22 protein-coding genes and 1 tRNA gene are annotated in these 18,337 nt (G+C 57.2%); 17 read left to right on the top strand and 6 right to left on the bottom strand.

Features of this window, described 5'->3' with window-relative positions:
- Positions 1-273 precede the first annotated feature (273 nt).
- The 4 genes from WC392_02745 (at position 274) to WC392_02730 (ending at position 4,366) form a co-directional block, all read left to right on the top strand.
- On the top strand, positions 274-1,230 hold the full coding sequence (locus WC392_02745) for an IS5 family transposase (GenBank protein ID MFA5241275.1): 957 nt from the start codon (positions 274-276) through the stop codon (positions 1,228-1,230).
- 610 nt (positions 1,231-1,840) lie between these two features.
- On the top strand, positions 1,841-3,028 hold the full coding sequence (locus tag WC392_02740; protein MFA5241274.1) for a hypothetical protein: 1,188 nt from the start codon (positions 1,841-1,843) through the stop codon (positions 3,026-3,028).
- Complete coding sequence (locus tag WC392_02735; GenBank protein ID MFA5241273.1) at positions 3,025-3,276, top strand: DUF4224 domain-containing protein; 252 nt, start codon at positions 3,025-3,027, stop codon at positions 3,274-3,276. Before WC392_02740 ends, WC392_02735 begins: the two co-directional genes overlap by 4 nt.
- Positions 3,277-3,325: 49 nt before the next feature.
- The gene (locus WC392_02730; protein MFA5241272.1) at positions 3,326-4,366 is read left to right on the top strand and encodes an integrase; all 1,041 of its coding nucleotides are present in this window, start codon (positions 3,326-3,328) and stop codon (positions 4,364-4,366) included.
- Between the two features lie 51 nt (positions 4,367-4,417).
- Here WC392_02730 and WC392_02725 read toward each other — a convergent pair.
- Positions 4,418-4,505, bottom strand: a tRNA-Ser gene (locus tag WC392_02725).
- Between the two features lie 289 nt (positions 4,506-4,794).
- Here WC392_02725 and rpsT point away from each other — a divergent pair.
- Entirely contained in the window at positions 4,795-5,061 is a 267-nt protein-coding gene (gene rpsT / locus WC392_02720; protein MFA5241271.1) for a 30S ribosomal protein S20, read from the top strand.
- A gap of 36 nt (positions 5,062-5,097) precedes the next feature.
- Here the strand turns inward: rpsT and WC392_02715 are convergent, their stop codons facing one another.
- Positions 5,098-5,382 (bottom strand): DUF3579 domain-containing protein, encoded by a 285-nt coding sequence (locus WC392_02715; GenBank protein ID MFA5241270.1) that lies wholly within the window; start codon positions 5,380-5,382, stop codon positions 5,098-5,100.
- Positions 5,383-5,610: 228 nt separating this feature from the next.
- On the opposite strand from WC392_02715, the gene WC392_02710 reads away from it, so the two are divergent.
- The 12 genes from WC392_02710 to WC392_02655 all read left to right on the top strand — a co-directional run bounded on the left by WC392_02710 (position 5,611) and on the right by WC392_02655 (position 15,226).
- Positions 5,611-6,783, top strand: coding sequence for an acetylornithine transaminase (locus WC392_02710; protein MFA5241269.1), 1,173 nt, complete (start codon positions 5,611-5,613; stop codon positions 6,781-6,783).
- A gap of 42 nt (positions 6,784-6,825) precedes the next feature.
- On the top strand, positions 6,826-7,743 hold the full coding sequence (gene argF / locus WC392_02705) for an ornithine carbamoyltransferase (GenBank protein MFA5241268.1): 918 nt from the start codon (positions 6,826-6,828) through the stop codon (positions 7,741-7,743).
- 86 nt (positions 7,744-7,829) lie between these two features.
- Positions 7,830-9,047 carry an argininosuccinate synthase gene (locus WC392_02700; GenBank protein ID MFA5241267.1) on the top strand — a complete coding sequence of 406 codons (1,218 nt, stop codon included), beginning with the start codon at positions 7,830-7,832 and terminating at the stop codon, positions 9,045-9,047.
- An 11-nt stretch (positions 9,048-9,058) separates the two neighbouring features.
- Positions 9,059-9,271 carry a DUF2788 domain-containing protein gene (locus WC392_02695; protein ID MFA5241266.1) on the top strand — a complete coding sequence of 71 codons (213 nt, stop codon included), beginning with the start codon at positions 9,059-9,061 and terminating at the stop codon, positions 9,269-9,271.
- Position 9,272: 1 nt separating this feature from the next.
- Positions 9,273-9,608 (top strand): pyrimidine/purine nucleoside phosphorylase, encoded by a 336-nt coding sequence (locus WC392_02690; protein MFA5241265.1) that lies wholly within the window; start codon positions 9,273-9,275, stop codon positions 9,606-9,608.
- 68 nt (positions 9,609-9,676) lie between these two features.
- Entirely contained in the window at positions 9,677-10,162 is a 486-nt protein-coding gene (locus WC392_02685) for a YajQ family cyclic di-GMP-binding protein (protein MFA5241264.1), read from the top strand.
- A gap of 104 nt (positions 10,163-10,266) precedes the next feature.
- Positions 10,267-10,827: a DJ-1 family glyoxalase III gene (locus tag WC392_02680; GenBank protein ID MFA5241263.1), complete on the top strand. Its 561-nt coding sequence runs from the start codon at positions 10,267-10,269 to the stop codon at positions 10,825-10,827.
- A 10-nt stretch (positions 10,828-10,837) separates the two neighbouring features.
- Positions 10,838-11,206 (top strand): hypothetical protein, encoded by a 369-nt coding sequence (locus tag WC392_02675; protein ID MFA5241262.1) that lies wholly within the window; start codon positions 10,838-10,840, stop codon positions 11,204-11,206.
- Between the two features lie 61 nt (positions 11,207-11,267).
- Positions 11,268-12,674: an MBL fold metallo-hydrolase gene (locus WC392_02670; protein MFA5241261.1), complete on the top strand. Its 1,407-nt coding sequence runs from the start codon at positions 11,268-11,270 to the stop codon at positions 12,672-12,674.
- 43 nt (positions 12,675-12,717) lie between these two features.
- A complete protein-coding gene (gene dacB / locus WC392_02665; GenBank protein MFA5241260.1) occupies positions 12,718-14,148 on the top strand; it encodes a D-alanyl-D-alanine carboxypeptidase/D-alanyl-D-alanine-endopeptidase in 1,431 nt (476 codons plus the stop codon).
- On the top strand, positions 14,135-14,287 hold the full coding sequence (locus WC392_02660; GenBank protein ID MFA5241259.1) for a hypothetical protein: 153 nt from the start codon (positions 14,135-14,137) through the stop codon (positions 14,285-14,287). Before dacB ends, WC392_02660 begins: the two co-directional genes overlap by 14 nt.
- Before the next feature lie 12 nt (positions 14,288-14,299).
- Entirely contained in the window at positions 14,300-15,226 is a 927-nt protein-coding gene (locus tag WC392_02655) for an MBL fold metallo-hydrolase (protein MFA5241258.1), read from the top strand.
- Between the two features lie 80 nt (positions 15,227-15,306).
- On the opposite strand, the gene WC392_02650 is transcribed toward WC392_02655, so the two are convergent.
- The 4 genes from WC392_02650 to WC392_02635 form a co-directional block, all read right to left on the bottom strand.
- The gene (locus tag WC392_02650; GenBank protein MFA5241257.1) at positions 15,307-16,449 is read right to left on the bottom strand and encodes a cysteine desulfurase family protein; all 1,143 of its coding nucleotides are present in this window, start codon (positions 16,447-16,449) and stop codon (positions 15,307-15,309) included.
- Between the two features lie 88 nt (positions 16,450-16,537).
- Entirely contained in the window at positions 16,538-17,041 is a 504-nt protein-coding gene (locus WC392_02645; protein MFA5241256.1) for a DsrE family protein, read from the bottom strand.
- Between the two features lie 98 nt (positions 17,042-17,139).
- Positions 17,140-17,556 (bottom strand): DsrE/DsrF/DrsH-like family protein, encoded by a 417-nt coding sequence (locus tag WC392_02640; protein ID MFA5241255.1) that lies wholly within the window; start codon positions 17,554-17,556, stop codon positions 17,140-17,142.
- 14 nt (positions 17,557-17,570) lie between these two features.
- Entirely contained in the window at positions 17,571-18,326 is a 756-nt protein-coding gene (locus WC392_02635; protein MFA5241254.1) for a class II glutamine amidotransferase, read from the bottom strand.
- Positions 18,327-18,337: the final 11 nt, after the last annotated feature.

The raw sequence follows: 18,337 nt of genomic DNA, 5'->3' as shown, positions 1-18,337 counted from the left end.
CGCCTTGGTGGCTTTCAATTATTAAGGTGTGCGTCGTCAGTGATTTGTTATACCAATGTCTGTTGCTCAGCCTTCGGTCTGCTATGGGAACGGCGGAGCATTTGAGCGTATTAGTGGCGATGCTTGCTCGCCTCTCTATGAGCGCGGTAGCGTTTCGCTCGAAGTAGTAAAAACACGCCACCACCGATGGTTAGCACGGCTATTAAGGAAGCCATGAACAAGTCTGTCATCCTGTAAAATGACGATCATTATTTCCCACCCTCAAGCCCAGCCATGAAACAACTGAGTTTTGCTGCCAAAGACTATGTGAAGAAGCCCAAGGAGACGAGGAAGGAGAAGTTTCTGCGGGAGATGGAATCCGTTGTGCCGTGGACGCGTTTGCTGGCAGTAATTGAGCCGCACTACCCCAAGGCGGGGAACGGTCGCCGGCCTTATGCTTTATCTGACATGCTGCGGATCCACTTCATGCAGCAATGGTTCGGCTACAGTGATGCCGCCATGGAAGAAGCCCTGCATGATGTGCCGCTGTTGCGGCATTTCGCCGGGCTGGATGCCGGCACGGATACGATGCCCGATGAGACCACCATTCTCAACTTCCGGCACCTGCTGGAGCGTCATGGCTTATCGAAGCAACTGTTTGCCGAGGTAAATGGCCTGCTCACGGAGCAGGGATTGCTGTTGCGTGAAGGCACCACGGTGGATGCCACGCTGATTGCTGCTCCACCCTCCACCAAGAATCAGGAGGGCAAGCGTGATCCAGCGATGACGCAGACCAAGAAAGGCAACCAATGGTATTTCGGCATGAAGGCGCATATTGGCGTGGACGACCAGAGCGGTCTGGTACACACACTGGTTGGCACCACAGCCAAGGACTCTGACATGTCGCAATTCACCGGTTTGCTGCATGGCGAGGAAGAACGGGTCAGTGCGGATCGGGGTTACGACTACCCGCAGGTGCATGGGCACCTGCAACAGCACTGGGTAGAAGACTGGGTTGCCCGGAAGAGCAAACCCAATCAGGCGCTTGATGCCTGGACACGCGGACTCAATCATGCGATCGCCAGGATACGTGCTATTGGCGAACACCCGTTCCGGATATTGAAGCGCCAGTTTGGTTATACCAAGGTGCGTTATCGTGGGCTGGCAAAGAACACGGCCCAGTTGTACATGCTGTTTGCGCTGGGCAATCTGTTCCAGGTCAGGCGAGCGTTATTGGCATCAGGGGCTTAATCCGCCCGAAAAACGGGGAATCGCCCAGAAACCGGGCGATTCCGGGACAAAATGGCTGTTTTAGGTGGGAAAAGGGCCGGATGCCGTAATTCGTTGAAACCCAAGGCCCTGAATGTTGGCTTGTTCAGAGCTTCCTTAAGGCTAGAAGAATATATTCAGCAGACATGTTCCTCCTTCAAGTCCAATAAAGTTGCAGGCAGGTTAAGCAAAACATGGCTTGCCTTACCTTACCTAGGCACAAGGGAGGCACGATCAAGCCACGGTCTTGGTGGAAACCCTTCTGCAATAGTGGGCGCCTGGGCGCTCCCAGCACCCTCAAGCGACAACACTAATCTGCCATTATCGTCCCCAGCCCTATACCGATCCCAACTGAATCGCCAAGCACACAAGCGGTGGTGCTTGTGTGCCATTGATCAGTGAGGTGATTATGCATGCGGCCAGATATGCGCACTGAATAATACGATTATGCCTCAAGATCCCAAGAAAATTTTTTATGAAACACTGGGGGTGATGCGCTATCGTCAAATTGTAGAAATTTCCTTACTTAAGCCCAAAACTGCTGTTAAAGCCGCCTTTTGTGCAGTATTTCCGGCTTTTCGTGGAGTGATTTGTGGCAGAGAATTATCCCGTCATGATTATTCAACGGGAGAAAAATATGTGTCATGTTGAAAAAAATTCACCTGCAGCAATGATTCGAACAGGATTCTGGAACACGCCTCGTCGGGATAGCCAGTCGTTGGAGGACATTGTATTGCAACTTTATCTGCTGACGGGGCCTGAGCGATCGCCTGTGGGATTGATCGAAATCAATTTGATGTTGGCTGCAGCACGGCTAAAGTGGGATCGGCTTCAAGTACAGACGGTCATGCAGCGACTTGAAGAGCAGGGTGAAATTGTTCGTCATGGCAACTGGCTGTTCGTCAGCTGCTGGTGGGATCACAACTCCAAACCAGGTCCTGGATTGGAAGGCAGGATCATTTCCATTCTCCATGAAGTACCTGAAGCATTGGTGGAAGCATGGGCGCAAGCTACTTTGCAATCCGGAATAAGGCCGGAAATTTGGTTAAATAAAGTGCCGGACTTGAGACATCTATGTGCAATCCATGCTGTGCAGATGAGTGCTATAGGGGATGGGACCGATGGTGCCTCCCAGGGTGCTACCCCTAGTAGTAGTGGGGGTCAAAATAAAACCAAAAATAAATTCAACACAACAACATCAACATTAATTCCGGAAGGTGTTTGTGGTGGTACAGACTTAAGTGGCATCGAGTTGCTACCAGAGGCGGAATTATTTCGTGAGCATCTCAATTTTGCAGTAAAGGAGAATGGTTTGAATTGTGCAATTGCACAAAATCTCGCCGATGAGCTTTCGCAGAGGCTTAATGATCAGTCCAGAAGCATCGGCGTGCCGATCGGAAATGTTGGACCATGGCTCATGTCGTTGGCAAGAGCTGCTGCGGATAACCAACCTATTCAGAATCGAGGAATAGAGCTGGCAAATCGCCGAAAAAAACACCAAAAAGAGATGCAACGAGCAAGTGAAGCCGACGCGATTGAAGAAGTGCAAATGCAACAGCGAGTCGCATCTCGTGAAATGGTTCTGCAGTTTTTGGGTACCCTTGAGGATGAGGAGCTAAATAAATTTGTGGACGAGGTCTGCTCTTCTGTGTTCCTGGCTAAGAAAAAAGAATTAATTGCCAACGCAGTGTTTTCAGGAAGGTTCCCTGAGGCAGGTCTTGCTGCTGCTGAAGTTGAAAAAGTTGGGCTGCGGTGGATTATGGCTAGGGAGGAAAAATGACAGCGGTTTTCGAGATGCCGATAAAAAGCGAGACTCTCGCGCCTGATGAGGTACAAGAAATTACTGGTTGTGCCAGAAAAGGTGATCAGATTGAGTGGTTGGTCGGTAATGGTTGGGAATTCCACAAAAATCGGGCCGGTGAGCCAATCATCGGGCGTATGTATGCACGTTTGCGCATGGCGGGAATAACACCAGCTGCCATGACCACAAGCGGTGGCTGGATCCCCGATTTAAGTAACGTGAGGTAGTGTTGAAATAATGCGGCCAAAATCGTCAGCACGGGATCTCCCGCCACGCATGCTTCGTCGTTCCAAGCGGCTAAAAAGCGGGGGGCTGTGGGTTTCTTATTACTACAATGGGCGAGATGATCAAGGCCGGCGCGTGGAGATCGCGCTGGGGGCCGACCTTAATGAAGCAAAGCGGAAGTGGGCGGAACTGGAGTGCAAGCCTGCACCAGCCGATACCGGCCTGATGAAGCATATCTTCGATCGTTATTTGCGCGACGTGGTGCCAACTAAAGCTATACGCACCCAAAAAGATAACGAGGAAGCGATCAAACAGCTGCGCTCAACATTCGACTCGGCGCCAATCAATGCAATCACCCCGCAGCACATCGCTCAATACCGGGATAAACGCAGTGCCAAGGTGCGCGCGAACCGTGAAATATCGTTATTTTCCCATATCTGGAACATGGCTAGAGAGTGGGGCTATACCGCCAAGGAAAACCCCTGCCGCGGAGTGCGCAAGAATAAGGAAGCGCCGCGTGATTTTTATGCTGACAAGGCTGTCTGGGATGCGGTCTATTCGAAGGCCTGCCAGGAACTGCAGGACGCGATGGACCTCAGCTATCTGACCGGTCAGCGCCCGGCCGATATCCTCAAAATGATGGAGACTCAAATCTCCGACGGCGCTCTCGAAGTGAAGCCAAACAAGACTCGGAACAGCTCAGGCAAAAAATTGCGCATCCTGCTCGACGATACAGATGGCACCCGCACCGAGCTGGGTAAGCTAATCGACCGTATAAAAGCGAGGCCAAGGAAAATCCGCAGCTTGTACCTGATTGCAACACCTGCGGGTGTGAAGCTCAACCGCTGGACACTGAGAACACGATTTGATGAGGCGCGGTCTTGTGCCGTCACAGAGGCAGAGAAAGTAGGAACGCCGAACATGCTTGTGCTGGCGGCAAGGATCAAGGATTTTCAGTTCAGGGATATCCGACCAAAAGCAGCTAGTGAGACTGACCTCGATCACGCCCGCAAGCTGCTTGGACATACCGAAGCACAGATCACCGAGACGGTGTATCGTCGGGTTGGCGAAGTGGTCAAGCCGACCAAATAGGATAACGCAGACAGATATAAAAACGGCCCCGATTGGGGCCGTTTTTATATCTGGCGGAGGCTGTGAGATTCGAACTCACGGACGCTTGCGCGTCGGCAGTTTTCAAGACTGCTGGTTTAAACCACTCACCCAAACCTCCATAAATCTTAAGGAGTTGCGGAAACGATTTCCGCAAGTTGCGGAGATTGTACAAAAAGACACTTAATAATCAATATTGTTTTTGCATCTGCACCGGCTTTCAAGACCGGTGCATTCAACCGCTCTGCCAACCTTCCGAAGCCGGTTATTTTACCGGCTTGCGGGTATTTTTGCCATAGCCGACATGCGGAATGCCTTCTCGCGAGAAGCGTTCAGTTCTTGCCTACAAAACAAAACGTAAGTATTATTACGCGTTTTATCTAATCTCTAACAGGTTTTAAGGAGTTTTAATGGCAAACAGTGCCCAAGCTAGGAAGCGCGCACGTCAGAATGACAAGCAACGCATGCACAATGCCAGCTTGCGTTCTACCCTGCGCACCGCGATCAAAAAAGTGATTAAGTCGATCGAGGGTGGTGACAAGGCTGTGGCTCAGTCTGTGTACCAAGCATCAGTTGCAGTTATCGACAGTATTGCGGACAAGAACATCATTCACAAGAACAAGGCCGCTCGACACAAGAGCCGTCTCTCTGGTGCGATCAAGGCCATGGCTGCCTGAATCTGGCCGGGCGTTCATTCGCCCGACTGCGCTTGCTTAAGTGCGGGCGCTGCTTTCTTCGAGTACTTGTAATCCGTTGTCTTTTGCAAAATTGAGCAGAAACTCAAAGGCGCGTGCATCCACCTCCTGAAGTTTTTTTTCGATGGCGACGGATTTAACTCCTTCGTAAGTCAGTGGTTTTACATAGGGCGAATAGCTCATGCGGCGATCGCCGCCGACGGTAGACATCACCCCCGACAGGCGCTCAGCCCAATCGCTTGGGCGAAAAGTTCGCCCATTCAGGGTGAGGCCTTGAATAATTATGGTTGAAGCCGGGGTCATGTATCATCCTTGAGTCAGGTTTTTGGCAGTATTGCATAAAAATTATTGATTTGCTCATTAGCCATTGCATCTCTATGCCTCTCGACGATTTACTCGTTACAAGTCCTGGTCCGGAGAAAAAATTTTCTCTTGCATGGTTTGGCGCTTTGGGCTAAATATGCTGTTTTCCGTATCGCACGCACACCGTAGCATTTGCTGCCGTGTGCATTTATTTTTCAGGTCATGCTCATGTCTTTCTTGATGAATACCTATGCCAGACAGCCGGTCAGCTTTGCCAGAGGCGAGGGAGTTTGGCTATGGGATGAAGCCGGCAGGAAGTACCTTGATGCTGTGGCCGGAGTGGCTGTCAACGCACTTGGTCATGCGCATCCGCGCCTGGCGAAGGCTCTATGCGAGCAGGCCCATACCCTGATTCACACTTCCAACCTGTATCAAATTCCCAGGCAGGAACAACTGGCTGAGCGCCTGTGCCGTCTGTCGGGCATGGACAAGGTGTTTGTGTGTAATTCAGGCGCCGAGGCCAATGAGGCCGCCATCAAGCTGGCGCGCATGTATGGTCATGGCAAGGGCATTGATATCCCCACCATCATCGTGATGGAAAAAAGTTTTCATGGCCGCACCATGGCGACCTTGACCGCCACGGGCAACCGCAAGGTTCAGGCAGGCTTTGAGCCCCTGCTGAACGGGTTTGTGCGCGTTCCCTATAATGATGTTGCTGCCGTGGCCCAGATTGCCGAGCACAACAAGAACGTGGTTGCCGTTCTGGTGGAACCAGTGCAGGGTGAAGGCGGCATTCAGGTGCCGGCCCCTGCTTACCTGCAGGAACTGCGCCGCTTGTGTGATACCCATGGCTGGCTGCTGATGCTGGATGAAATCCAGACAGGCATTGCCCGGACGGGTTCGTGGTTCGCCTTCCAGCAGGCGGGCATTGTTCCGGATGTCATGGCTCTGGCCAAAGGTTTGGGCGCGGGTATGCCGATTGGCGCGTGCCTGGCAAAAGGCGCGGCAGCGGAAGTCTTCAAGCCGGGCAATCATGGTTCGACATTTGGCGGCAATCTCCTGGCTTGTGCCGCGGCGCTCGAAACGCTGGCTGTAGTTGAAGAGCAGGATTTGTGCCGCCACGCGGCTGAGCTGGGCGAGTTTATCCGTGCTGGATTGAAAGCCCGGCTCAATGGCGTGGCGGGTATTGTGGAAGTGCGTGGCGCCGGCTTGATGATCGGCATCGAACTTGACCGGCCCTGTGCCGATCTGGTGCGGCGCGCTCTGGAGCAAGGCTTGCTGATCAATGTGACGGCGGATAGCGTGGTGCGCCTGTTGCCGCCGCTGGTCATGGGGCGTGAGGAAGCAAGCCAGCTAATTGAAATGTTAGGCAAACTGATCAAGGAGTTCCTGGCGGGTTAACGGGGTGATGCGGGCATCACCTGATAACTCCTCAGTCCCATCATGGAGATCAAACACTTTCTGCAGTTCAAGGACCTGAGCAGCGCCGAGTTCGAATACCTGTTCGAGCGCACGCGCTGGATCAAGTCCCAGTTCAAGCAATATATCCCCTACCATCCGCTGCACGACCGCACCCTGGTGATGATCTTCGAGAAGGCCAGCACGCGCACGCGCCTTTCCTTCGAGGCGGGCATGCACCAGCTCGGCGGCAGCGCCATTTACCTGAACACGCGTGATTCCCAACTGGGCCGCGGCGAGCCGGTGGAAGACGCGGCACAGGTGATTTCGCGCATGAGCGATCTGGTCATGATCCGCACCTTCGAACAGGAAATCATCGAGCGCTTTGCGGCAAATTCCCGCGTGCCGGTGATCAATGGCCTGACCAACGAATATCATCCCTGTCAGATCCTGGCCGACATTTTTACCTTCATCGAGCATCGCGGTTCGATCAAGGGCAAGACCGTGGCGTGGATCGGCGACTCCAACAATGTCTGCAACACCTGGCTGCAGGCGGCCGAAGTGCTGGATTTCAACATCCACGTTTCGACCCCGCCCGGCTACGAGGTTGAGCCGGAGCGCGCCGGCCTGTATGGCACCGATCACTACGAAGAGTTTACCGATCCCATGGAAGCCGCCCGTGGCGCGGACCTGGTCACGACGGACGTGTGGACCAGCATGGGCTTCGAGGCTGAAAATGAAGAGCGCATGCGCGACTTCGAGGACTGGCAGGTGGATGCCGACATGATGAAACTCGCCAAGACGGACGCGCTGTTCATGCACTGCCTGCCTGCACATCGCGGCGAGGAAGTTGCGGCTGAAGTCATCGACGGCCCGCACAGCGTGGTGTGGGATGAGGCAGAGAACCGCCTGCATGCACAGAAAGCGCTGATGGAATACCTGATGCTGGGCAAAATCAATTAGGTGAGGGGTGAGGGGTGAGGCGTGAGGGGAACCCCCTCGCATAAATTCGCCTCACCCCTTACCCCTCTCCCCTCACGGAGAAACAAATGAGCAACGTCAAGAAAGTCGTGCTCGCCTATTCTGGCGGGCTGGATACCTCGGTGATTCTGAAATGGCTGCAGGACAACTACCAGTGTGAGGTCGTCACCTTCACCGCGGACGTGGGGCAGGGCGAGGAGCTTGAGCCGGCACGCGAGAAGGCCAGGAATTTCGGCATCAAGGAAATCTATATCGACGATCTGCGCGAGGAATTCGTGCGCGATTTCGTTTTCCCCATGTTCCGTGCCAACACGGTTTACGAGGGTGAATACCTGCTGGGCACCTCGATCGCACGTCCGCTGATCGCCAAACGCCTGATCGAGATCGCCCGTGAAACCGGCGCGCAAGCGATTTCACACGGCGCCACCGGCAAGGGCAACGATCAGGTGCGCTTCGAGCTCGGTGCCTACGCGCTCAACCCAGAAATCAAGATCATTGCCCCATGGCGCGAGTGGGATCTGCTGTCGCGCGAAAAACTGCTGGCCTACGCCGAGCAGCACGGCATCCCGGTGGACATGAAGCACAAGCAGGGCGGTAGCCCTTACTCGATGGACGCCAACCTGCTGCACATCAGCTACGAAGGCCGCCACCTGGAAAACCCCGCCGCAGAGGCCGAGGAAGACATGTGGCGCTGGACGGTATCGCCAGAGAAGGCGCCAGACCAGGCCGAGTACCTGGACATCGAATACGCCAACGGCGACCCGGTGGCCCTCAATGGCAAGAAACTGTCGCCAGCCGAAATGCTGGCCGAGCTCAACCGCTTGGGCGGCAAGCACGGCATCGGCCGCCTCGATCTGGTGGAAAACCGCTATGTCGGCATGAAGTCGCGCGGCTGCTACGAAACTCCGGGCGGCACCATCATGCTGAAAGCCCACCGCGCCATCGAATCCATCACCCTGGACCGCGAAGTGGCGCACCTCAAGGACGACCTGATGCCGCGCTACGCCAGCCTGATCTACAACGGCTACTGGTGGGCGCCGGAACGCAAGGCGCTGCAGGTGCTGATCGACCATACCCAGAGCAACGTCAACGGCTGGGTGCGTGTCAAGCTCTACAAGGGCAACGTCATCGTGGTGGGGCGCGATTCCAGGACCGATTCGCTGTTCGACTCGACCATCGCCACTTTCGAGGACGATGCCGGCGCCTACAACCAGGCCGATGCAGGCGGCTTCATCAAGCTTAACGCCCTGCGCATGCGCATTGCCGCCAAGGCCGGGCGCAAGTAGCAGGAGGCGGCATGTTCGGTGGCTGGACTGAAGAACAGGTATCCGAATTTGGCATGACCTTTGGTGTGGGCGCCTTCATGCTCTACATGCTGTTCATCATCGGCGAACTGGCATGGAAATCGAAGGCGGGCAAGACCGGAACTTTCGTGCTCTTTTTCGTCCTGGCCTTTGGCATGCTGGGCTTTGTCGCCAAGGCAGTCATTCAAAAAATATGGGGAATCTGAAATGTCGCAGTTCGACAATGTATCCGTAGTCAAAAAAGCCAATGTCTATTTCGATGGCAAGTGTGTTTCCCACACTGTGCAGTTTCCGGATGGAAGCAAAAAATCCGTGGGCGTGATTTTTCCATCCAGCCTGGTATTCAATACCGGCGCGCCGGAAATCATGGAAATCAACGCTGGCGTGTGCAAGGTGCGCCTCAAGGGCGAGAATGAATGGAAAACCTACCGCGCAGGGGAAAAATTCAGCGTGCCGGGCAACAGCAGTTTCGACATCGAAACGGTGGAAATGCTCGATTACGTCTGCCACTTCATCACTGAATCCACCTGTTGCGCGGGTTAAAGGCAGATTGGGTTTGGCGGGTTACGGCCTGCGGCCTAACCCACCCTACATAACACGAGGAGTCAGCCATGCCTTCATTTGATATCGTTTCCGAAGTAGACAAGCAGGAGCTGCGCAACGCGGTGGATCAGGCCAACAAGGTCGTCAGCGGCCGCTTCGATTTCAAGGGCTCCGATTCGCGCGTCGAACAGGCGGAGTATGTGCTGACTCTGTTTGCCGACGATGACTTCAAGCTGGACCAGGTGTTCGACATCCTCAACCAGACTTTCGGCAAGCGCGGCATTGACGTGAGCTGCCTGGACAAGGGCAAGATCGAGAAAATCAGCGGCAACAAGGTCAAACAGACCATCACGGTGAAAACCGGGGTGGAGACCGATCTGGCAAAGAAGATCGTCAAGCTGATCAAGGACAGCAAGCTCAAGGTTCAGGCCAGCATTCAGGGCGATGCGGTGCGCGTTACCGGTGCCAAGCGCGATCTGCTGCAGGACACCATTGCGCTGGTGAAGAAGTCCATTACCGACTTCCCGCTGCAGTACCAGAATTTCCGGGATTAGATTCTTTACCACGGGGCACACGGGGAGCACGGGGAAGATCAAATTCGGTTTTCCCCGTGGCCCCCGTGGCCCCCGTGCTCCCCGTGGTTAACAAAGGGTTTAGCATGCCAAAAGTTCTTGTTCCCCTCGCCGCTGGCTGCGAAGAGATTGAAGCCGTCACCATCATCGACCTGCTGCGCCGAGCCGGAATCGAAGTTGTGGTGGCTGGGTTGCAGCCGGGTATCGTCAGGGCCAGCCGGGGCACGCTGCTGGTGCCGGACTGTACGCTCGACGTTGCGCTGCAGGAAGATTTCGACATGGTGGTGTTGCCCGGAGGCATGCCGGGCATGACGAATCTCAAGGATGATCCGCGCACCATTCCCCTGCTGCAAAAGATGGCGCAAAATGACAAGTACGTCTGCGCAATTTGTGCGGCCCCCGTGGTGCTCGCCGGGGCTGGCTTGCTGAAGGGGAAGGAAGCAACCAGTTATCCGGGGTTCCTGGATACGATGAACTTGCCTGATACCACTTTCAGCAATGCCCCGGTGGTGACGGATGGCAAGATAATCACCTCGCGTGGTCCCGGCACGGCGATGGATTTCGCGCTGGAACTGATCGAAACCCTGGCCGGACGCGCCCGGCGTGATGAAGTGGAAGCCGGTTTGCAGCGGCCCGGAAAATACTGAAGAGACACCCATGAATATCACCGTGCTGGATAATTCCCGTTTACCCGAAAGCGTCCAGTTTCCCATGCCCAGGGCGGCCAAATATGGCTGGCAGGAGTTTGCTCAACTGACGGCTGAGCAGATCGGTGAAAATTGCTGGCGCACACATGTCATCATCACCCTGGGAACTGCGCTGCCAGCCGGATTGCTGGACAAGCTTCCCATGCTGAAACTGGTGATCGAGGCAAAGGACGGGCTGACCGATCTGGAGGCTGCCCTCGCGCGTGGCGTCGCCGTCAGCCGAACCCCGGAAGGGCTGAGCAGCAGTCACTTCTGCCAGGAAGCAGTCGATATTATTGATGATTTCATGGACGGCAAGCGTCGCCATCGCGTGATCTGACACTATTCCCTCGCGCTCCGGGCTACAATAAAGTCATCCTGCTCAGACCCGGAGTGATGCAATGAAAATTCAATTCCATGGCGCCAGCCGTGAGGTAACGGGATCCTGCTATGCGCTGGACGCCGACGGCGTGCGTTTTCTGGTGGATTGCGGCATGTTTCAGGGTGGACGCGAGGCGCGCGACAAGAACCATGCCGCTTTCGAATTCAATCCGCGCGAGATCGACTTCGTGCTGCTCACCCATGCCCATATCGACCATTCCGGCATGCTGCCGCGTCTTGCCGCCGATGGCTTCAGCGGGCCGATTTATACCACCCATGCCACGTCAGAACTGCTTGAAATCATGTTGCGCGACTCGGCGCATATTCAGGAAAAAGAGGCAGAGTGGGGGCAATATGCCAAGGGGCGGAATTCGCGCAAGGCCGGGGATGCAGAGGTAAAACCACTTTATACCGTGGACGAGGCAGAAGCCTGCCTCACCCAGTTGCGTGAGGTTACCTACGACACTGAACTGTCGCCCCATGCCTCGGTGCGCTGCAAATTCCGCGAGGCGGGGCATATTCTTGGTTCGGCGATCATAGAGGTCTGGGTGGAGGATGCCGGGCGGACGCAGAAGCTGGTGTTCTCAGGCGATCTCGGCAACGCCGGCCAGCCCATCCTGCAGGACCCCGCCATCATCGAATCCGCAGACGTGCTTCTGATCGAATCCACCTATGGCAATCGCCTGCACAAAACCATGGACCAGACCATGGATGAACTGGTGCATGCCGTGACCGACACCCTCAAGCGCAAGGGCGGCAACGTCATTATCCCCGCCTTCACGGTGGGGCGTACCCAGGAAATTCTTTACCTGCTCTACGATCTGGTGCGCCAGGGGCGGCTGCATGATCTGGACATCTATGTCGATTCACCCATGGCAACCAGCGCCACTGAAATCACCATGAAGCACATCGAGCTCATGGATACCGAGGCGCGCGGCCTGATGCAATGGATGAGAAGCGGGAAGAACGTGCCGCGCATCCAGTTCACCGAAACCGTGCAGGACTCCATGGCGCTCAACCACATCCAGGGCGGCGCCATCATCATTTCCGCCAGCGGCATGTGCGACGCCGGGCGCATCAAGCACCACCTGCGCTACAACCTGGGGCGGCCCGAGTGCTCGGTGCTGATCACCGGCTTCCAGGCTGGCGGCACCCTGGGGCGGCGCCTGGTGGATGGGGCCAAGATGGTACGCATTTTCGGTCAGGACATCCCGGTGCGCGCCGATCTCTACACCATCGGCGGCCTTTCCGCCCACGCCGACCAGGCAGGCTTGCTGTCCTGGCTGGGGCATTTCAGGAAGCCGCCGCATCATACCTTCATCGTCCATGGCGAAGAAAATGTCGCTTTCGGCTTTGCCGACCTGATCCGCAAAAACTGGAACTGGCATGTCGAAGTGCCGGGGTATCGGGATGAGTTCGAGATTTAGGGTGAGGAGTGAGGAGTGAGGAGTGAGGAGTGAGGAGTGAGGAGTGAGGAGTGAGGAGTTTTCCGGATTAGGCGCAAAGCTGCTGGTGCTGCTGATCGTTTGGTCTTCGGTCATAGCGAATGCAGACAGCTTGCCCGCGCCGGTGCGCGCCGCTCTCAAGGAAGCCGGTTTGCCTCAATCCAGCCTGGGCGTATGGGTGCAGGATACCCAGGCCAGAAGGGCGCTGCTGGATGTGGGCGCGGAGCATGCCATGAACCCTGCATCCAGCATGAAGCTGGTGACCACTTACGCCGCGCTGGAACTGCTCGGGCCGGCGTATCGCTGGAAAACGGAAACCTATGCGGGCGGGCCGCTGACGGGCGAGGCGCTGAATGACGGCCTGATCCTCAAGGGTTATGGCGACCCCAAGCTGACCCTGGAAAATTTCTGGCTGCTGCTGCGCGATCTGCGCCAGCGCGGGGTGCGCGATATCCGTGGCGGAGTGATTCTGGACCAGAGCTATTTTGAGCCCGCCGCGCACGATCCGGCAGCCTTCGATAACGAGCCGCTGCGCGCCTACAACACTCTTCCCCAGGCCTTGCTGGTCAATTTCAACGCCATCCGCCTGCGTTTGCTGCCGGATGGCCATGGGATCAGGGTTGTTCCAGATCCCGCGCCATCTTCATTAAAAGTGGTCAGTTACATCGAAATGGATTCCGCCCCCTGCGGCGACTGGCGCGAAGGCATTGCCACCGAAGTGGCGGCAGCGGGGACAGAGCGAGTACTGACTTTGCGCGGGCGCTTCTCTGCTACTTGTGGAGAAAAGAGTTTCAACCTCAATCTGCTGCCCAATGGCAGTTATGTGGACAGCGTTTTTCGCCTGTTGTGGGAAGAACTGGGTGGAACGCTGAACGGCAGCGTCCGGGCGGGTGAGGTGCCGCCGGGAGCGGCCCTGCTGGCAAGCTTCGACTCGCCTCCGCTGGGCGATGCGATTCGCGATATCAACAAATTCAGCAACAACGTCATGGCGCGCCAATTGTTCCTGACGCTCGGCGCCGCGCAATCCGGCCCGCCCGCCACGCCGCGCAAGGGTACAGATGCGATCGAAGGCTGGCTGGCGGCGAAAGGGCTGGACTTCCCCGAGCTGGTGCTGGAAAACGGCTCCGGCCTGTCGCGTCTGGAACGCATCAGCCCGCGGCACCTCGGGACGCTGCTGGTGAGCGCCAGCAACAGCCCGGTGTTTGGCGAATTCGAGTCTTCCCTGCCCATCGTGGCGGTGGATGGCACCATGAAAAAACGTTTGCAGGATCACGCGGTGGCCGGCCATGCCCACATCAAGACCGGCTCGCTGGAAGGCGTGCGCAGCGTGGCGGGCTACGTGTTCGACGCAAAAGGCAGGCGCATGGCCGTGGTGGCGATGGTCAACCATCCGCGCGCCGGGGCTGCGAGGCCGGCGCTGGACGCCTTGCTGCAATGGGTCTATGAGCGCCATTAACAATATCTTCAAGCTGCCGTCGGCGATGTGGACGCTGTTCGTCTTCTACGGCCTGTTCCTCGCCGCCACCGCGGTTCTGGCGGCGCTGCTGCTGAAATTCTGGGTGGCGCCGCAAGCGCCTGTTAAAAGTGTTTCTTGATTGGGGAATGTGATGATGAGATCAATAATTTACCTGCTGGCGGCCTTCACGGCGCTATGCACGGGCGGCGCGGCTCATGCGCTGACGCTCACGGCGCGCCCCGTGGCGGAGAACGTTTACGCTTTCGTCGGCGATACCGGCATGCGCGCTTACCGGAACGAGGGCATGAACGCCAACAGCGGCTTCGTCGTCACTACGGCGGGCGTGGTGGTGATCGACAGCGGCCCCACCTGGCAGGTGGCGAAGGAAATCCACCGTGTCATCAAAAAAGTGACCAGGCAGCCGGTCAAGTTCGTCATCAACACCGGCGGGCAGGACCACCGCTGGCTGGGCAACGGCTACTTCAAGTCCATCGGCGCGGAGATCATCGCCGCCCGCCCCGCATTGGCCGACATGGAGGCGCGCGGCGAGATGCAGCTGCAAGCCCTGCGCCAGACCATACGCAAGAAAGCGGCGGGCACGCGGCCGGTCTATCCCGGCCGCTTCTTCGACCAGGCGGAAACCCTGAAGCTGGGCGGGCAGGAAATTCAATTGCTGTATTTCCACGGCGGCCATACACCTGGCGACAGCGTGGTGTGGCTGCCGCAGCAGGAGGTATTGTTTTCCGGCGACCTGGTGTATGTGGACCGCATGCTCGGGGTACTGCCCTTCAGCAGCACCCGCGACTGGCTCGCCTCCTTTGCCGCGATGGAAAAACTTGAACCGCGCATCATCGTTCCCGGCCACGGCCAGGTTTGCGACCTGGCCAGGGCGCGGCGGGATACCGGGGACTACCTGGTCTTGCTGCGCGGCCACATGAAGCAGGCGCTGGAGCGCGGCGATGACCTGCAAACGGCCATTTCCTCGCTGGACCAGAGCGCATTCAGGTATCTGCAGCATTACGAATTATTGAGTGGCGGCAATGCCAGCCGGACCTATCTTGAAATGGAAAGCGAGTAATTCCGGAAACAGCGCTCAAATCCAGAGGCGCCGGGATTGCTTGCCGCAAACCCCGCTGGAAGAGGGGGCGTAGTGGCGGTTTACTTTCTCAGGGCGCACCAGGCCTTGCCGAGGGCTCGCGCTGCCCGTCCGATTTCAGCGGCGGTGGTGGATGCGCCGAGAGAAAGACGCACCGCGCCGGCGGCGCGCCCGGAATCGAGCCCCATTGCCCCCAGCACCCCGCTTGCCGGCCCGCTGCCGGCATGGCAGGCGGAGCCGGTGGAGGCGGCCACGTCAGCGGCGGCCATGGCCAGCAGTTCGTGGCCGCTCACACCGGGGAAGGAGACGTTCAGGGTATTGGGCAGGCGGAATTCCGAGGGGCCATTGAGGAGCAGGCCGGGTACTTCAGCCAGCAGTTGCAGGTGCAGCTGGTCGCGCATGGCTTTGAGGCGAGCCTGCGTCTTGGGCAGGCGCTCGTGCGCCAGCCTGGCGGCCATGCCCAGGGCGGCGATAAAAGCCACGTTTTCCGTTCCGGGACGCAGGCCGTGTTCATGGCTGGCGCCCGCCAGTACCGGTGATAGCGCCGTGCCCTTGCGCACGAACAGCGCGCCCACGCCCTTGGGGGCGTAAAACTTGTGTCCGGCCAGGGTCAGCAGGTCGACGCCAAGTTCGTCCACGTTCACGGCGATCTTGCCGATGGACTGCGCGGCATCGCTGTGCAGCAGGATGCCCCTGGGGCGCGTCAGCCGGGCGATTGCGGCGATGGGCTGGATCGTGCCCACCTCGTTGTTGGCATGCATCACGGAAACCAGTGCCGTGTCCGGACGCAAGGCCCGTTCCACGGCTTGCGGGTCAACGCGGCCGCTGCTGTCCACGGGCAGGATGCTCAGCTCCCAGCCTTCGTCGCGCAACCTGAGGAAGGGCTGCATCACCGAGGGGTGCTCGACGGCGCTGGTGACGAGGTGTTGTTTTTCGCCGCCCAGCGCCCGCGCCACGCCCAGGATGGTGAGGTTGTTGGCCTCGGTGGCGCAGCCGGTGAAGACGATTTCATCAGCCTGGGCGCCGATCAGCGTGGCCACTTCTCCCCTTGCCTGTTCCACCGCCTGTTTCGCCCGCTGCCCGTAAACGTGGCTGGAAGACGGGTTGCCGAAATGCTCGCGCAGGTAAGGTTCGATGGCGTCCGCGACTTCCGGCGCGACCGGGGTGGTGGCGTTGTAGTCGAGGTAGACCGGGGTATTTTCCATGTTTTCTCTATTTGCTGCGTCTAAGTTCAGAAAATTAGCTTTATGTCTGCCTGAATAACCACGCCTGAAGCTTCCCCTGTGATGAATTTTAAAAGATGGGAATCAGCGCGTAACCTTTGGCCTGGTACCCGATCAGCGAATTGAAGGTGTTGGCTACCGGCTGTGCGCCCTTTACCAACGTGGCATTGTCCATCTTCATCATGCGCGTGGTAATGCCACAGACTTCGACGCGCACCCCGCGTGCGGCAAGTTGTTCGATGCGCGCTGAAAGTTCCATTGCGGTAGCGGCATGTTCCGGCGGAATGCGGTTGCTGTCGCTGGTCAAAAAGCGCACCGCCGGGCCGCGAAAGGCGATGACAATTTCAGGTTTGATGCCATAGCGCTTTAAGTCATCAATAGTTTCTCCAATGACGTCGAGGGTCGTTACCATGGCATTGGGATTGCCGGTGGCGATATCGAACACCGCTTTGCCGGTCTTTACGCCATCAAGGGCATATCGATCATTCAGCTCGGCAGCGCTGGCACCCAAGGTAAAAAGCAGTGCGAGAAGTGTGGCGAGAAAAGTCATATTGCGCAGTGTATTCAAATACATGGTTAAACTCCTTAATAAGTGGGCGCATCAATAACATAAAAATGCGAGGTTTCAAGTTGTAACGACACCCCGCCGGGGATACCGGTAGAGCGTTCAAATCAGAAGGTCAGGTTCATGTCTGCCTGGATGACCACGTCCTTGTAATATGTGGCTGGGTCGGCCACTTTTACCCCGTCCACGAGGTCGCTGGCGCTCATGCCGAAGAGCGGGACATTCAGCGGACAGGCCAGCAGGGTGGCCCCTTCTGCCACGAGCGCGACAAACATGTCCTCCGGCAGCGGCAAGCCAAGCTCGTCCATGCGCGCCGTCACCTCCGCCCCCAGTTCGGGCATGTCCGGCATACAGACAAGACTGTTCACATGCTCCTTGTGCACGGCAAAAACACCGCGCGAGCCGAAAAAAATCGTCACCCTGGCGCCGTTGCGCAACAGCGAAAGCGCAGTCATCAAGGCATTGAAGACCTGGCAGAGCTCGTCGTGGAAACACATGATGGATACGTTTTTGGAAGGATTCATGATGTCGTACTCCTTTAGTGGTGGCCGGTTTGATGCGGCCGGGTGATGAGCCGTCCGGCCAGTTTGCCGAGGCGGTAGATGCGCAGTTCTCCAGCGGCGAAGGGCGTCCATCCCGCATCCCCGTTCAGTGGCTCGGTGACGATCATGACGCTCGCGGCGGCGGCAGAGTGCCGTTCCAGGTAGTGCAGCCGGTCGTGGCCATAGGCAATCAGGTACTCCCCTTCGGACATGAGGAAATTAAACTTGCCGTGCGAGGCGATCAGTTCGCTGACCATTGCCACGGTTGCGAACGAAGCGCTACTGTCGGCGGCAGGAGAGTGACGGATGTTCTGGGCAATGTGGCTCAGGAGATGGCAAAAGGCATACTCCGAATCGGTGTCTCCCGTTGGCCAGCAGATCGGGCTGTCGTTTGCCTGTTCCATTTCCACAATATCCGGCACCAGGCCATTGTGGGCAAACACCCACCCTCTCCCGCAGCATACGCGCTGGAAAGGATGGGTGTTGTTCAGGGTGTTGATGGGCGGAAACTTCGCCTTGCGTATATGTGCGACGATCAGGTTCGAGCGCGTGGTTTCGCACAAATTTTCAAATATCGCGCTCTGGTGTGCCGGCAGTGGCTCCTTGGAAAGCTGAAATTCACCATTTTCCAGCCAGGCGAGCCCCCATCCGTCCGGGTTGTCCGCCGCCAGTCCGCCGCGCAGGCGGAATTCACGGAGCGATCCCTTCGCGCTCACGGGGCAGCTGGCGGACATGCCGAAAAGTTCGCACACGATTCGTGGGG

Source organism: Sulfuricella sp. (assembly GCA_041651995.1).
Taxonomy (GTDB): Bacteria; Pseudomonadota; Gammaproteobacteria; order Burkholderiales; family Sulfuricellaceae; genus Sulfurimicrobium.
This window is presented reverse-complemented; position numbering and strand designations above follow the sequence as displayed.

Coding starts and splice junctions, on each gene's coding strand:
- WC392_02690 (MFA5241265.1), top strand. CDS start 9,273: ATGTCGCAGTTCGACAATGTATCCGTAGTCAAAAAAGCCAATGTCTAT.
- WC392_02670 (MFA5241261.1), top strand. CDS start 11,268: ATGAAAATTCAATTCCATGGCGCCAGCCGTGAGGTAACGGGATCCTGC.
- WC392_02730 (MFA5241272.1), top strand. CDS start 3,326: ATGCTTCGTCGTTCCAAGCGGCTAAAAAGCGGGGGGCTGTGGGTTTCT.
- rpsT (MFA5241271.1), top strand. CDS start 4,795: ATGGCAAACAGTGCCCAAGCTAGGAAGCGCGCACGTCAGAATGACAAG.
- WC392_02695 (MFA5241266.1), top strand. CDS start 9,059: ATGTTCGGTGGCTGGACTGAAGAACAGGTATCCGAATTTGGCATGACC.
- WC392_02680 (MFA5241263.1), top strand. CDS start 10,267: ATGCCAAAAGTTCTTGTTCCCCTCGCCGCTGGCTGCGAAGAGATTGAA.
- WC392_02715 (MFA5241270.1), bottom strand. CDS start 5,382: ATGACCCCGGCTTCAACCATAATTATTCAAGGCCTCACCCTGAATGGG.
- WC392_02640 (MFA5241255.1), bottom strand. CDS start 17,556: ATGAATCCTTCCAAAAACGTATCCATCATGTGTTTCCACGACGAGCTC.
- WC392_02745 (MFA5241275.1), top strand. CDS start 274: ATGAAACAACTGAGTTTTGCTGCCAAAGACTATGTGAAGAAGCCCAAG.
- WC392_02685 (MFA5241264.1), top strand. CDS start 9,677: ATGCCTTCATTTGATATCGTTTCCGAAGTAGACAAGCAGGAGCTGCGC.
- WC392_02675 (MFA5241262.1), top strand. CDS start 10,838: ATGAATATCACCGTGCTGGATAATTCCCGTTTACCCGAAAGCGTCCAG.
- WC392_02655 (MFA5241258.1), top strand. CDS start 14,300: ATGATGAGATCAATAATTTACCTGCTGGCGGCCTTCACGGCGCTATGC.
- WC392_02700 (MFA5241267.1), top strand. CDS start 7,830: ATGAGCAACGTCAAGAAAGTCGTGCTCGCCTATTCTGGCGGGCTGGAT.
- WC392_02735 (MFA5241273.1), top strand. CDS start 3,025: ATGACAGCGGTTTTCGAGATGCCGATAAAAAGCGAGACTCTCGCGCCT.
- argF (MFA5241268.1), top strand. CDS start 6,826: ATGGAGATCAAACACTTTCTGCAGTTCAAGGACCTGAGCAGCGCCGAG.
- WC392_02650 (MFA5241257.1), bottom strand. CDS start 16,449: ATGGAAAATACCCCGGTCTACCTCGACTACAACGCCACCACCCCGGTC.
- WC392_02645 (MFA5241256.1), bottom strand. CDS start 17,041: ATGTATTTGAATACACTGCGCAATATGACTTTTCTCGCCACACTTCTC.
- WC392_02660 (MFA5241259.1), top strand. CDS start 14,135: ATGAGCGCCATTAACAATATCTTCAAGCTGCCGTCGGCGATGTGGACG.
- WC392_02710 (MFA5241269.1), top strand. CDS start 5,611: ATGTCTTTCTTGATGAATACCTATGCCAGACAGCCGGTCAGCTTTGCC.